The sequence below is a fragment of the Myxococcota bacterium genome, assembly GCA_039030075.1.
GTDB lineage: Bacteria > Myxococcota_A > UBA9160 > UBA9160 > SMWR01 > JAHEJV01.
Window position 1 is genome coordinate 26,429 of the sequence record JBCCEW010000023.1, and the last position, 13,567, is coordinate 39,995.

Here is a 13,567-nt window from a genome sequence, read left to right on the forward strand (position 1 = left end):
TCAGCGTCTGCCGAGGATCCAGTCTTCCAGGGTATGGCGCTCGAGCCCCTGGGTCGGGCTCTCGGTGACCAGCCGGCCTCCGCGCATTACGAGGACCCGTTCGGCCAGGGCGAGTACCCGGGTGAGATCGTGGCTCACCACGAGGACGGACACGCCGTCGTCCGACACACGTCGGACCCAGCCGTTGACCCGTTCGCTTTCGCCCGGGCCGAGCGCGGCGGTCGGTTCGTCCAGGATCAAGCACTTCGCGTCGAGTCGGAGCGCGCGCGCCATGGCGACGAGCTGGCGTTGACCGCCCGAGAGGCGATGCACCGGCACGCCGTAGCCGTCGAAGCCGGGTTGCAGGCGATCGAGGAGGCTGCGGGTTTCGCTGCGCATCGCGAGCTCGTCGAGCAGGCCGAAGCGGCGAACCTCGTGACCCAGAAAGACGTTCGCCACGACGTCGAGGTGATCGGCGAGCGCGAGCTCCTGATGCAGGGTGACGATGCCGGCGGCCTCGGCGTCGCGCGGGGACCGGAACCGGACGCGTGTGCCGCTGACGTGCAGGGCCCCGGCATCGGGGGGCTGCACCCCCGACAAGAGCTCGACCAGGGTCGTCTTCCCCGCGCCATTGTGACCGACCAGGGCCACGACTTCGCCGGCGGCGATCTCGAAGGAGACGTCGTCGACCGCGGCCACGCCGCCGAAACGCTTCGCGAGTCCGTGCGCGCTGGTGACGCTACTCATGCGGTTCCCCGCCAGCGCACGTCGAGGGCGACCGCCAGGAGCAGCGTCAAGCCGATCACCACCTGCCGTAGAGCGCTGGTGACGTCGAGGAGCAGCAACCCGTTGTCCAGGCTCTGCATCCACAGCGCGCCGAGCACCGCGCCCGCCACGCTGCCCGTCCCACCGGCGAGTGAGGTGCCCCCGAGCACGGCTGCGGCGATCACGGCGAGTTCGCTGAGGGTGCCCATCGAGTTCGTGGCGGCGCCGAGGCGCGCGGTGGTGAGCACGGCGGCGAGGCCGGCGAGGACGCCCATCAAGATGAAGGCTCGCAGCGTGACGCCGCGGACATCGATGCCCGCGAGCTCCGCGGCGCGCGGCTGCCCGCCCATCGCGAAGAGATGGCGTCCGAACCGGGTGTGCACCGCCAGGACGTGAAGCGCCACGCCGACGGCGCCGAGGAGGAGCACCGGGTAGGGCACTCCCGCCACTGCGTCGCCGCGCACGGGCACGGCGCCCGCGAGGGCGACGAAGCCGAGCAGGGCACCGCATCCCGCGATCGCGATGCCGACTTCCCAGGCCAGGGGAAGCGCGGCCTCGCCGAGCGCCAGGGTGCGCCGGCGCCGCGTCGACCGCACGGCGACCCAGACCGCACCTGCGACGGCGGCCACGAAGAAGCTGACGCCGAGCGGCAGGACGCCGTGCAGGCCTCCCCCGATGCGGGTGTAGGGCTCGGGCAGCGGGGCCAGGGTCTGGCCGTCGCTCACGAGCCAGGCGGCGCCCCGGAAGACGAGCAGCCCGGCCAGCGTGACCACGAACGCCGGGAGCCCGAGGTGGGCGACCCACCAGCCGTGCCATGCCCCGATCGCGCCGGCGAGGCCGATCCCGAGGAGCAGCGCGAGGGGCCAGGGAAGGGGATCGCCGCCCCAGCTGCCGAGCTGCAGCGCACCGATCGTCATCCCCACGAAGCCGACGATCGACCCGACGGAGAGATCGATGTGGCGGCTCGCGATCACGAAGACCATGCCCATCGCCATTACGCCGACCGCGCTCGTCTGCACCGCGAGATTCACGAGGTTGCGCGGCGAGAGGAAGATCCCGTCGCTGGCCCAATCGAAGCCCCACCACAGCGCGACCAGGCTCGCGAGCATGGCGAAGCGTCGATCCCGCCACGGCGCGGGCGACGTTGCCGGGGTCGCCGCGGTCATCGGACGACGTCCCTCAACGCACGCAGGCCGGCGGACCCTCGCCCGCCTCCGAGACGCCGCGGCACACTTCGGCCCGGGTGACCCAGCCGGCTTCGATCACCCGGTCGAGGTTGTCGCGCGTGATCGGCAGGGGCTCGAGCAACAGCGCAGAGACCTGGCGCCCGGAGGGCGTGGTGTAGGCGGCGGCGCCCTCGATGCGATCGGGAGAGACGCCTCGCGCGAGGGCGCGGCTGACCTCGGCGGCTCTGCGGCCCAGTTCGCGCGAGTCCTTCCAGACGCTCACGGTCTGCAGCCCCTTCGCGATGCGGTTGAGCGCGGCGCGGTCGCCATCCTGTCCGGAGACGGGGATGCCGGGGAGGCCCTGCGCCGCGAGCGCGGCGGAGACGCCGCCGGCCATCGCATCGTTGCTACACACGACAGCGTCTACCTCGCCGCGGTTGCGGACCAGGAGCTGTTCCATCACGCGCTGGGCCACCTCGGGCAGCCAACCCTCGACGTACTGATCCCCGACGATCTCGACCCGGCCGGCCGCGATCGCCTCCGCGAGGGCGTCGCGCTGCCCGGCATGGACGAACTCGGTGTTCGGGTCCTGGGGAGAACCCTTGATGTAGACGAAGCGCCCGCGCGGCTGGACGGCCAGGATCTGTTCCGCCTGGAGTCGCCCCACCCGACGGTTGTCGAAGGAGAGGTAGAAGACGTCCGGCGCGTCGATCAAGCGGTCGTAGGCCAGGACCGGAACCCCGGCCGCGCGCGCGGCCGCGAGACCCGGACCGATGGCGGCCGCGTCGTGAGCCACCACCACCAGCACGTCGACGCCGCGCGCGAGCAGGTTCTCGAGGTCGCTGAGCTGCTTCTCCGTCGAACTCTGGGCGTCCGTCGAGAGGATCTCGGCTCCGTGCGCCTCGAGGCCGGCTTCGAGCGCGGCTTCGTCGATCTTCCAGCGCTCTTCCTGGAAGTTCGACCACGAGACCCCGACCCGCAGTGGCTCGGTCTCGCACCACGCGGGGGCCCCGGACAGGAGCAGCGCCAGAACCGAGAGCGCTGCCGCGCGGCGCGCGTTCCGCAAAGGCGACGCGAGAACGCGTGCAGAACGACGGTGGCACAAGCGCGTGGGCTCCTTCGCGAGACGCTGCAGGCTAACACAGCTACTCTGCCCGTCGGAGACACCGGTGGGGCCGCTTCCGCTTCGAGGCCGCCGGCAGACTCCGTCGCGGGAGAGCGGACGTGGACGACGCAGCAGGCGAGCGCATCGAGAAGCTCCTCGAGAAGCTGGTGGCTCAGCAGTCGGAGCTTTCCCTGCGCATCGCTCGTCTCGAATCCGAGGGGGACGATGCGAGCGTCGAAGAAAGCCGCGCGGGGCGCGAACGCGTGCTGCGCTTCCTCGATGAGTTCCGCGCCGGCGAGGCGCTCGGCGAACTCTCGCTCGGGGCCTGGATCGCGGTGTGCACCGACCCGCGCCTTCGCGGCGAGCTGCGCACGGTCGCGGCGCGAGAGGGCAGCCACGCCCGATTGTTGCGCGAGCGCATGCGCGAGCTCGGTGGTGCGCCCCGCTACGAGGTTCCCGAGGACACCTACGCCCAGGTCCTCGCGAGTTCGTCGAGCACCGAGCGCAGCGATGCCGAGAAGGTGCGTGACTTCACGCGGCGCTTTCCCGACCCCGACGCCGCGCTGGCGCCGATCCTGCGCTTCGCCGACAGCCTTGGCGACGATCCCGAGACCCAGTCGCTCTTGCGCAGCATCGCCCAGGACGAACGTGCGACCCTCGAGCTCTTCTACGCCGCCGAAGCGCGCTTCGCCGGGGGCGAAGGCGGCTAGGCGTCGCTCAGTCCTCGAAGCGGGGCGGCCGCCCTTCCTTGCGGGCGCGAGTGGCCTCTTCGAAGTTCTGCGTCGTCATGCGCACGAAGAGCTGGGTGTGGCTCTCGAGCTCCACGGCCGCCGACAGGCTGCCCGTCTCGAGCCCCGACCAGATCATGCGCTTCGTCAGCTGGACGCCCTGGGTGCTCCAGCCGTTGATCTGATCGGCGAGATCGAGGGCTGCGTCGACGAGTCGATCGTCGGGCACCGTCTTCGACACCAGGCCGATCTCGGCCGCCTCCTGCGCCGAGACGTCGCGGCCGGAGAGCATGATCTCGAAGGCGCGCGAGGAGCCGATCGCCCGCGGCAGTAGGAACGAGAGGCCCAGCTCGGTCGCGGTCAGTCCGTTGTTGATGCCGGCGGCCCGGAAGTAGGCGGATTCACCCGCGATGCGGATGTCGGCGCCGAGGGACAGACACATGCCTCCGCCGATGGCGGCGCCGTTGATCGCGGCGATCACGGGCTGGGGCATGCGGCGCATCGCCGGCACCAGGTCGGCCAGGATCGACATCGCGCGCGTCGCGATCCGGGTGAGGGTGAGTCCGGCGATGTTCGGCGGCGGCTCCGAGTGTTGGGTGTCGGCGCCCGAACAGAAGCCGCGACCGGTGCCGGTGAGCACGACGCACCAGCAGTCGTTGTCGGCGCCGACCTCCTCGAAGGCCTCGTGGAGTGGCGTCATCTGCTCGAAGGACATCGAGTTCATCCGCTCGGGCCGGTCGAGCACGATCACGCTGGTGTGGGGTCGCGGCTTCTCGATTCGCACGTAGGACATGACTACTCCTCGAGATCTCCAAGCAGCGGCGACGGCGTCCCGACGCTGGTGATCCACAGCTGGTGCACGGCCCGGGTGGCGCCGACGTGGAGGCGCCGGCGTGCCTCGGGGGTGTCGGCGTAGTGATCGGCGCTGGCGTCGGCGAGCACGACGTAGTCGAACTCGAGGCCCTTTGCCTGTTCGACCTCGGTGATCTCGACGCCGGGCGCGAAGCTGAAGTCCTGACGCTCGACGCGGCGCAGGCTCGGCAGGTCGCTCTTCTCGAGGCCGTCGAAGTAGGCCGCGCTCGTCTCGGCCGACGGTGTGAGCACCGCGACGGACGCCAGCGGTTCGGTGCGCACGAGTTCGCGCAGGGCGTCGGCGAGGAAGGCCACGCAGGCGCCGCGGTCGGTGAAGCGGAAGAGCTCGACCGGCGGGCCCGAGCGGGTGGCCTCGGGGGGCTCGTCCTCTTCGCGAATCGGTCCCAGGACGCCGTGCGCGAAGGTCGCGATCTCCTGCGATGAGCGGTAGCTGATGCGCAGGGTCTCGAGCGCGGCCCCCTCTACGCCCAACTCGGCGAGGAACGCACTCCACGAGGTGAAGCCCGTATGGGAGAGGACGTGCTGCTGGGTGTCGCCGGCGAGCGTGAGGCTGCGCTTCTCGTCGAGACAGCCGAGCAGCACCTGCACCTCGATCGCCGAAAAGTCCTGCACTTCGTCGATCGCGACGTGCCGGTAGCGCAGCGGAGCCTGCTTCTTCGCGCGCAGCGGACCCACCCGCAGCTGGAAGGCGCGCAGCAAGAGCGCGTCGTCCTCGGGTTCGAGGGCGGCGTCCACGTCGCCGTCGCCCTCGAGGAAGGCGAAGAGTTCTTCGTTGCGGCGTCGGCAGTGGTCGGCGAACTGGTCGAAGACCGAGGCGCGCACGGCGCCTGGCGCTCGACGCTCGGCGCACTCGCGTAACAGGGCCGGCCGGGTGAGGACGCTGGCCCAGTCGTCGAGGGCCTGGCGGGCGTTGCGCGGGCCGGGGTGCTCGGCGACGTGGCGCTCGAGGGCGTCGAGCAGGGCCGGGTCGAGCTTCAGGCGCTGTACGAAGGCGGGCGCGTCGGCGCGGGTCTCGTTCGGAAGCTCGGGGAAGTGGCGGCGTCGCTGTTCCTTCGCCCAGTCCTTGTAGGTGACGATGCGCACGTTGCCGACCCCGAGCGAGGGCAGCACCGTCGCGACGTAGTCGCGCAGCGCGGGGGAGAACACCACGAACAGGGTGCGGTCCGAGTCGATGCGCGGGTCGTCGTAGGCGAGGTAGGCGATCCGGTGCAGGGCCACGGTCGTCTTTCCGGAGCCCGCGTTGCCGCGGATCGCGAGGTAGCCACCGGCGCGCGTGATCAGGGAGAACTGGGTGGGGTCGATCAGCCCGGTGATCTCGGGGAGCCGCTTGTCGGCGCGACGCCGGCTTCCGTCGAGGTCGGTGCCCAGCCGGCGCAGGGTCGCGTCGTCCTCGTCGTAGGCGCGCAGCGCCGAACGCGCACCGCCCGCGAGCCGCGGCCGCTCGCGCGGCGCCTCGCGCCACCCGTCGGCGTCGGCCAGGTAGACCCCCTCCGGTGCCTCGATGCGGTCGAGCGCGCCGTCGCGGATCCGGACCGTGCGGCGCGCGACGACCTCGCCGGCGCGGGTCTGCCCGCCGAACTCCTCTTCGTACTCCTCGCCCTGCTGGTAGCGGTAGAACACCCGCGACACGGGCGCGTGTCGCCAATCGACGATGCGGACCCCCTTCTCGACGCAGGTGGCGCGACCCAGGCAGAGATCGCGTTCCTTGCCGTTCTCGCGCAGGCGCAGGTGTGCGAAGTACGGCGAGAGCGGATCGACTTCTGGGCCGGAGCGTGAGCGGCGTAGCTGGGAGAGCAGGGCGGTCTGGCGGTTCCACTGCTCGGTGAGCGCGAACTCGTCCTTCCGCTCGCGCCCGGAGACGAGTTGCTCGCGCAGGCTCTCGAGATCTCGCTCGAGGGCGCGTTCGTCGTCGCGGCTCGGCTCGGTACGCTGCGACAGGTGCTTGCGCACCCGCTCGTAGAGCTCGACCTCTTCGTCGACGATCCGGTCCGACAACGGGTTCCTCGAATTCGGGAGCCCGAGAGAGTAGGGACTCGTTGCCGGGGGCGCTTGCGCACCCGGGATCAGCCGGTCGGGGAAGCTCCGTCCAGATCGCGCGCGAGGTCATGCGGAAACGGCGTTTCGCTCGGAAGGCGCGCATCGGCTTCCGGCGTCCCCGCGGTCAGGCGCAGGGGCACCACGCCCGCCCAGTGGGGCAGCGCGTAGTCGGCTTCGTCGTCGATGGGCGGCCCCTGGCGCACCTTCGCCGAGGCCTCCTCCAGCGGGAGGCGCAGCACCTGGGTGGTGCGGATCTCGGTCTCGTTCGGCGGGCGGCAGTGGGCGCTGCGGCCGCGCATCGTCTTCTCGACGAAGGCCGCGAAAGCCGCCTGCTTCTCGTTCACGTTGGTCACCTCGCGCGCCTGCCCGAGCACGACCACCGAGCGGTAGTTCATCGAGTGGTGGAAGGCCGAGCGCGCCAGCACCAGCCCGTCGACGAGCGTGACCGTCAGGCAGCACGGAGCACCGGCCCGGAGGGCGCCCAACGCCCGATTCGCGACGGCGCCGTGGACGTAGAGGACGTCGTTCACGCGCGCGTGGATCGTGGGGATCACGAAGGGCTGGTCGTCCAGGGCGAACCCCAGGTGGCACACCAGCGCCTCGTCGAGGATCGCGTGGACGGTTTCGGCGTCATAGGCGCCGCGGTCGCGTTGGCGTTTCAGGGTCGTGCGAGCGGTTTGCATGGCAGGTAGGCTGTCGTTCTTCTGGTCTGTCGAAAAGGTCCAATTCGAAGAATCTGGACAGACCGGTTGAGCGCGCCAGCGTGGAGGACCTCCGCATGGTCTGGACCCCCGACTTCAGCCTCGCCGTCAGCCGCGAGGGCAAGCGCCCCCTCTTCGAACGCGTGGGCGCGGCCCTCACCGACGCGATTCGCGCCGGCCGCCTGGCGCCGGGCGACCGCCTCCCGAGCACGCGCCGCCTCGCCGAGCGCCTGGGGATCCACCGCAACACGGCGATCGCGGCCTACGAGTCGCTCGCCGCCCAGGGATGGATCCAGACGGCCCGGGGGCGCGGCACTTTCGTCTCCCGTGCGCTCCCCGAGGTGGCGCCGCGCGCGTTCGCCGAACACCCCGAGCGGATGCCCACGCGCACGGGCTTCCCCCTGGCGCCGGCGCCCCGCAGTGCTCCGCCGCTCGTGTGGCCGCCACCGAAGGGAGTCCTGTCGCTGGCGGGCGCAGTGCCGGACGTGCGCGAGACCCCGGTGGCCGACCTCGCCCGCGCCTACCGACGCGCGGTTCTACGCCAACCGCGGCAGGCCCTCGACTACGGAGACGAAGCCGGGCATCCCGCGCTGCGCGACGCCCTCGCCCACATGCTGGCCTCCCTGCGCGGGCTCCCGGTGGGGCGCGACGACGTCTTCGTCACCCGCGGCAGCCAGCAGGCGCTCTATCTGGCGGCGCGCACGATCTGTCGGCCGGGCGACGTGGTCGCGGTGGAGTCGCTCGGATATGCGCCCGCCTGGGAGGCGTTTCGCGCCGCCGGGGCGACACTGGTGGGTGTTCCCGTCGACGACCGCGGGGTGCGGGTGGACCGCTTGGCAGCGCTCACCGAACGGCAGCCGCTTCGCGCGGTGTATCTCACGCCGCACCACCAGTACCCGACGCTGGCGGTGCTGGCGCCGGAACGGCGCATCGCGTTGCTGGAGCTGGCGCGGCGCAAGCGCTTCGCCGTCGTCGAGGACGACTACGACTACGAGATGCACTACGAAGGTCAGCCGCTCCTGCCGCTGGCGAGCGCGGATCGAGCGGGCGTGGTGGTCTACGTCGGGACTCTCTCGAAGATCCTCGCGCCGGGCGTGCGCGTCGGGTACGCCGTGGCACCCCGTCCGCTCCTCGAGCGCTTCGCGCTACACCGGCGTCCGATCGATCGGCAGGGCGACGCGGCCGTCGAAGCCGCCGTAGCCGAGCTGCTGTCCGAGGGGATCGTCGAACGGCACGCGCGCCGCATGCGGCGGATCTACCGGGCGCGTCGCGACCATCTCGCCAGCGAGGTGCGGGACTCCCTCGGAGATGCACTCGACTTCCACCTTCCGCCCGGCGGCATGGCGCTCTGGCTTCGCGCGCGAAGTGGTCTGGACGTCGATGCCTGGGCCCAGCGCAGCGAGGACGCCGGCGTGCACTTCCTCACCGCGAAGCGCTTCGCCTTCGACGGTCGTGCGCGGTCGGCGCTGCGGCTCGGCTACGCCTATCTCCAGGAGGCGGAGCTCAGCGATGCAATCGGGCGGATGCGCCGCGTGCTCTAGCCCGGACGCTCCCCTGAGCGCCGAGCGCTAGAAGCTCCACTTCGCGCGGAAGATCAGCCGATCGTTGTCGCCGTAGATGTTGAGGGGTGCGCTCACGCCCTGCTGGTAGAGCAGCAGGCCGACGCCGACCACGAGGGCGTCGGCGACGTCGTAGTCGATGTCGACGCGGATGATCGAGCCCTCCCGGGTGTCCAGGCCGAGAATGATGCCCACGCCCTGCACGTGGAGCGTGTCGTTCCAGAAGTTCCGTCGGAGCCGCAGCGACAGGGCCGGCGAGTGGCGGCGTACACCGTCGGGTGCGCGGCCGATCTGGCTCTCGTAGTTGAAGAGGAACCGGTCCAGGATCTCGACGACGAAGGTCGTGTCGGTCAGGCCGTAGTACTCGATGCCGAAGAGGCCGTCGACGCGGCTCTTGCGTCCCGCGTTGAAGAAGCCGATGCCATGCAGGTAGGCGACCTCACCCTTGAACAGGAAGCTCCCCACCGTGTAGTTGCCGCCGGCGCCGACCAGCCAGAACCGGTCGTGCACCAGCCGCGCGGGAAACCCAGGGACCTGTCGCCGTTCGAAGCGGGGCGTGTCGTTCCAGAGCCAGGCGCCGTGGAAGGAGATGTCCCAGCCGCTGAAGATGCCGGTCAGGGAACCGGCGTACTCCGTGTCTTCGAAGTGGCGCGGCCGCTCCTGAGGGAACTCCATCGTGCCGGGGTAGAAGTCGCTGCCGACTTCGGGGATGAGATCGAAGCGGAGCTCGGGGATCGCGATCGCCGAGAGCGTCCACTCCTCCCAGTGGGCGTCGACGCGCGCCATGGCGACCGTGCGGCGCAGATCCTCGATGTCGGCACGGGCGGGCTCGCGCTGGTCGAGCGGGTTCAGGATGTCGAGCACACGCAGGGCTTCCGAGCGGCCCCAGGCGACCACCTGGCGCCCCAGCTTGATGTCGAGCCAGTCGGTGAGCTCGCCGCGGATCCAGGCGTCGCCGGTATCGAAGAAGAGCTCGTTGTCCGAGAGGACGTCCGAGGTGTAGTCGTCCCGGCCGTTGATCAGGTAGGCAGGATCGTAGAAGCCGTGGCCCTCGAAGCTCGCGTCCCACTCGAAGGGCAGCTCGAGGTCGAGCTTCAGGTTCAGACGATTGCGCAGGCGCGAGAGCCCGTGATAGTCCGCGCCCGTGTCCGAGCGGTGGTCGATGTAGTTGACCGAGCCGGAGACCTCGACGCTGCCCGAGAGGTCCCAGAAGCGCTCCTCTTCCTCTTCGATGTCCTCACGGTCGACCTCGAAATCGGGTTCCTCGGAGTCGAAGCCACCGAGGATGTCGTCGAGGTCGTCTTGACCACGGGCTTCCGGCGCCCCGAGGACGCCGAGGCAGAGGAGGACCCCCGCGAGCGCACCGCGCACGCGATCCGTCCGAGGGCGCGCTCGCATCTTCCGCTAGGGACCCTTCTCGAGTTGGCGGACGGTGAAAAGCTCTTCGTCGAGGGGCTGGTTGAACTTCACGTCGCGCGAGTAGAGCACCGTCTTGTGCAGCGTGCTCTCCCCCTTGCGCGTCGACATGTGCATCTCGGTCGGCACCCAGATGCCGTCGATCTGCTCGAGCTGCTTCACGTCGAAGTACTTGAGTCGCTTTCCCTTCTTCACCCAGTACACGGCCCGCACCACCACGAAGTTGTCCTGGCGCACGAACACGATGGCCTTCGTGTAGCCCGTCTCGTCCTTCTCGCGGTCGGTCGTGGGCACCGCCTGGATCTGCCAGGCCTTGTGACCCTCGACCTCGGTCTCGCGCATCAGCGTGTAGTCGTAGTGGTCGGTGGGCCGATCGGTCATGTCGGCGTAGGTGAAGTCCGAGCCCATGAAGCTGCCGCTCTTGTCCGAAGAGGCGATGCGCTTCGTGCGCGACAGGGCGGGCAGGTAGAGCCACTGGTCGTCGTCGCGCTCGGGTTCGTCGTAGTCGTAGGTGAGGAAGCCCGTATCCTCGACGTCCGCGGGCGACAGGAAGAACATGATCGACTGATCGTCCTCGCCGACATCGCGCCCGTACGACTGGAGCTTGCGCACGCGCTGGTTCCCGCGCTTGTCGATCAACACCATCTCGAGTTCACGCGAACTCTTGTCACCGTCGTCGCGCGCGTCCACGGCTTCCATGATCTCGCGGGCGCTGAGCTCGGCGCTGGCGGGCAGGGCGAGGAAACCGCCGACCGCGCAGGCGGCGACGATTCGAAGGGTGCGGTTCATGCGGCCTCCTTGAGCATCGAGGGCGTCTGGGTTCGTTCCCCCTCGGGGCCGAACGGATGGAAGGTAAGGACGAGTGCGGGCATCAACAAGAAGTCCGCGATCAGGGCGACGATGATCGTAGCGGCCAGGACGAGGCCATGGATCGCTTCGCTGTCGAGTACCGAGAGCAACAGCACCAGGAATCCGCACACCAGCGCGGTCGAGGTGATGACGAGCGCACGACCCACATCCAGGAGTGCGTCGCGCAGAGCCTGCTCGTAGTTTCCTGATTCCTGAAACTCGTGGCGGAAGCGCGAAACCAGGTGGATCGTGTCGTCGACGGCGATGCCGATCGCGACGGCGGCGATCGAGATCTTCGCGTAGTCGAGGTAGACCCCGAACCAGCCCATGCCGCCGAGAGCCACCAGCACCGGCGCCAGGTTGGGCACCATCGAGATCAAGCCGGTCTTCATGGAGCGGAAGGCGGCGATCATCATGAGCGAGATCGCGGTGAAGGCGAGCAGGAAGCCCTGGATCTGGCTGGAGACGATGTAGTCCATCAGCTTCAGCCAGAGCGCCCCGATGCCGGTGAGCTCGATCGTGCTCGCCTCGACCGGGTTGGCTTCCAGCTCTTTCGCGATCGCGGCTTCGAGGTCGTAGGTCTCGCTGGTCGGGCCGAGGGCGAGGCGCAGCTCGAGGCTGGCTCGGCGGTAGTCGCTGGAGACGAGCTTCTCGGCTTCCTCGCCGCCCGAGGTCTCGTAGAGCAGGAGGTACTGGGCCACCAGCTCGCGCGACTCGGGGATCTTGTAGTAGGCCGGGTCGCCGCCGTGGAACGCCTGGTTCAGGTCCTTCAGGATCTCGACCAGCGAGTAGGCCTTGCGGACGTTCGGGAACTCGGCGAGCGCGAACTGCTCCACCCGCTCGATCTCGCGCAGGACCGCCGGGTCCTTGATGCCGTCCTCTTCGCCCGCGTCGAAGAGGTAGATGAGGTTGGTTGTGCCGCCCATCACCGAGTCGACCCGTTCGGTGACGGCCTTCAGTGGCACGTCGTCGGAGAAGTCGTCGAGCCAGTTCGAATCGACGATGAGCTGGGTCATCCCGACGGCGCATGCCACGAAGAGCAGGGCCGCGCCGGCGAGGATCGGCACGCGGTGGCGAATGTCGAAATCGGCCACGCGCTGCAGGAACGGCTTGAGGACCTCGCGCGGGGCGGTGGAGCGCGGCTGGGGGCGTTCGCGCCCGAAGGACAAGAGCGCCATCAGGAGCGTCAGCGACAACACGAAGGCGACGAGCACACCGAAGGCGCTGTACGCGCCCATGTGGGCGATGCTCTTGATCGGCACGAAGCTCATCGCCCCGAAGCCCACGGCGGTGGTCACGCTGGTCAAGAGACACGGTGTGCCGACCAGGCGGATCGTCTCGACGAGGGCGGCGCGTCGTTCGCCCAGCTCGTCGAGCTTCCCCCGGAACTCGGAGAGGATGTGGACCGCGTGGGCGACGCCGATCGCCGTGAGCAGCGTGGGCGCCGAGGCGAAGCTCATGTCGAGCTTCCAGCCGATGACGACCATCATCGCCACCACGCACAGCACCGAGAGCTGAACGACCACGATCGGGGCCAGCGTGCCGACGACCGAGCGGAAGCAGATCAGCAGGATCAACGCGATCACGCCGGCGGTGATCGCGTTCAGGACCGGCGTCTCCTGCTCGATCAGCCGGCCGTAGATCGCGTTCAGCGGGACGTCACCCGAGTGGTAGAAGCGGATTCCCGCGTACTCGGGCCGGGCGAGGATCTCTTCGATGATGCGATCGGTGACGTAGGGGTAGAGGTTCTCGGTCGCGTCGCCGAGCTCGGGATCGGCGCGCAGGATGTCGAGAGGGTCGGTGCTGGACCGATCCATCTCGATGATCAGGGCGCCGTGGCCCGCGTCTTCGCTGAGGAGCCCGCCGACGATGGTGGCCTTCGCCAGGTAGCGCTCCCGCAGCGCGAGCAACGCTTCCTGGGTCGCGGGAAAGTCCTCTTCGAGATCGCGGATCTCGATGCCGTCGGGAACGCCCTCGATGAGCTCGGCGTTCACGAGGCTCTTCACGTCGTAGACGAAGGGCACCTCGTCGATCAGGGCGTCGGTGAGCTGGGCGATCTTGCCCATCACCTCGAGGTTCCACGGCCCGTGCTCGTAGTCGGGTGCGTCGTAGAGGACGTAGGAGATTTCGTCGGAGCCGAAGTCCTCGCGGTACTGCTCGTAGGCGCGATAGGTCGTATCCGACGGGTCGAAGTACGCCTCGTAGCTGTTGTCGATCTGGGCGCGGCCCGCGAGGGTGAGCGCGCCGGCGATGACGGCGAGGGTCATGCCGAGCACGATCCAGCGGTGGTCGTAGGACCAGCCGGCGATCGTGGCGAAACGGCGGTTCAGGGCTTCGACGAGGTCCGCGGAGCGAGGCGACGACGGGGGCATGAGCCACGGGACGATAG

At 69.6% G+C, this 13,567-nt stretch carries 11 protein-coding genes; 2 read left to right on the top strand and 9 right to left on the bottom strand.

Annotated features, from left to right (window positions below):
* The 3 genes from AAF430_20670 to AAF430_20680 are packed head-to-tail and all read right to left on the bottom strand — an operon-like array spanning position 1 to position 2,976.
* On the bottom strand, positions 1–726 hold the full coding sequence (locus AAF430_20670) for an ATP-binding cassette domain-containing protein (protein ID MEM7412657.1): 726 nt from the start codon (positions 724–726) through the stop codon (positions 1–3).
* Positions 723–1,910 (bottom strand): sugar ABC transporter permease, encoded by a 1,188-nt coding sequence (locus AAF430_20675; protein MEM7412658.1) that lies wholly within the window; start codon positions 1,908–1,910, stop codon positions 723–725. The genes AAF430_20670 and AAF430_20675 overlap by 4 nt, the downstream gene beginning before the upstream one ends.
* Positions 1,911–1,923: 13 nt before the next feature.
* Complete coding sequence (locus tag AAF430_20680) at positions 1,924–2,976, bottom strand: substrate-binding domain-containing protein (protein MEM7412659.1); 1,053 nt, start codon at positions 2,974–2,976, stop codon at positions 1,924–1,926.
* A gap of 158 nt (positions 2,977–3,134) precedes the next feature.
* On the opposite strand from AAF430_20680, the gene AAF430_20685 reads away from it, so the two are divergent.
* A complete protein-coding gene (locus tag AAF430_20685) occupies positions 3,135–3,725 on the top strand; it encodes a hypothetical protein (GenBank protein ID MEM7412660.1) in 591 nt (196 codons plus the stop codon).
* Between the two features lie 7 nt (positions 3,726–3,732).
* Here the strand turns inward: AAF430_20685 and AAF430_20690 are convergent, their stop codons facing one another.
* The 3 genes from AAF430_20690 to AAF430_20700 all read right to left on the bottom strand — a co-directional run bounded on the left by AAF430_20690 (position 3,733) and on the right by AAF430_20700 (position 7,336).
* A complete protein-coding gene (locus AAF430_20690) occupies positions 3,733–4,536 on the bottom strand; it encodes an enoyl-CoA hydratase (GenBank protein ID MEM7412661.1) in 804 nt (267 codons plus the stop codon).
* A 2-nt stretch (positions 4,537–4,538) separates the two neighbouring features.
* Positions 4,539–6,611: a 3'-5' exonuclease gene (locus AAF430_20695; GenBank protein MEM7412662.1), complete on the bottom strand. Its 2,073-nt coding sequence runs from the start codon at positions 6,609–6,611 to the stop codon at positions 4,539–4,541.
* 68 nt (positions 6,612–6,679) lie between these two features.
* Positions 6,680–7,336: a pyridoxamine 5'-phosphate oxidase family protein gene (locus AAF430_20700; protein ID MEM7412663.1), complete on the bottom strand. Its 657-nt coding sequence runs from the start codon at positions 7,334–7,336 to the stop codon at positions 6,680–6,682.
* A gap of 95 nt (positions 7,337–7,431) precedes the next feature.
* On the opposite strand from AAF430_20700, the gene AAF430_20705 reads away from it, so the two are divergent.
* Positions 7,432–8,895: a PLP-dependent aminotransferase family protein gene (locus tag AAF430_20705; GenBank protein MEM7412664.1), complete on the top strand. Its 1,464-nt coding sequence runs from the start codon at positions 7,432–7,434 to the stop codon at positions 8,893–8,895.
* 27 nt (positions 8,896–8,922) lie between these two features.
* Here AAF430_20705 and AAF430_20710 read toward each other — a convergent pair whose 3' ends face one another.
* The 3 genes from AAF430_20710 to AAF430_20720 are packed head-to-tail and all read right to left on the bottom strand — an operon-like array spanning position 8,923 to position 13,550.
* Positions 8,923–10,284 (bottom strand): DUF1302 family protein, encoded by a 1,362-nt coding sequence (locus AAF430_20710; protein MEM7412665.1) that lies wholly within the window; start codon positions 10,282–10,284, stop codon positions 8,923–8,925.
* Between the two features lie 33 nt (positions 10,285–10,317).
* Entirely contained in the window at positions 10,318–11,118 is an 801-nt protein-coding gene (locus AAF430_20715) for an outer membrane lipoprotein-sorting protein (GenBank protein ID MEM7412666.1), read from the bottom strand.
* Entirely contained in the window at positions 11,115–13,550 is a 2,436-nt protein-coding gene (locus AAF430_20720; protein ID MEM7412667.1) for an MMPL family transporter, read from the bottom strand. Before AAF430_20720 ends, AAF430_20715 begins: the two co-directional genes overlap by 4 nt.
* Positions 13,551–13,567 lie beyond the last annotated feature (17 nt).

Bases quoted from the DNA above. Each gene is read 5' to 3' on its own strand.
- AAF430_20715 (MEM7412666.1), bottom strand. From the start codon at position 11,118: ATGAACCGCACCCTTCGAATCGTCGCCGCCTGCGCGGTCGGCGGTTTC.
- AAF430_20690 (MEM7412661.1), bottom strand. From the start codon at position 4,536: ATGTCCTACGTGCGAATCGAGAAGCCGCGACCCCACACCAGCGTGATC.
- AAF430_20705 (MEM7412664.1), top strand. From the start codon at position 7,432: ATGGTCTGGACCCCCGACTTCAGCCTCGCCGTCAGCCGCGAGGGCAAG.
- AAF430_20700 (MEM7412663.1), bottom strand. From the start codon at position 7,336: ATGCAAACCGCTCGCACGACCCTGAAACGCCAACGCGACCGCGGCGCC.
- AAF430_20720 (MEM7412667.1), bottom strand. From the start codon at position 13,550: ATGCCCCCGTCGTCGCCTCGCTCCGCGGACCTCGTCGAAGCCCTGAAC.
- AAF430_20670 (MEM7412657.1), bottom strand. From the start codon at position 726: ATGAGTAGCGTCACCAGCGCGCACGGACTCGCGAAGCGTTTCGGCGGC.
- AAF430_20675 (MEM7412658.1), bottom strand. From the start codon at position 1,910: ATGACCGCGGCGACCCCGGCAACGTCGCCCGCGCCGTGGCGGGATCGA.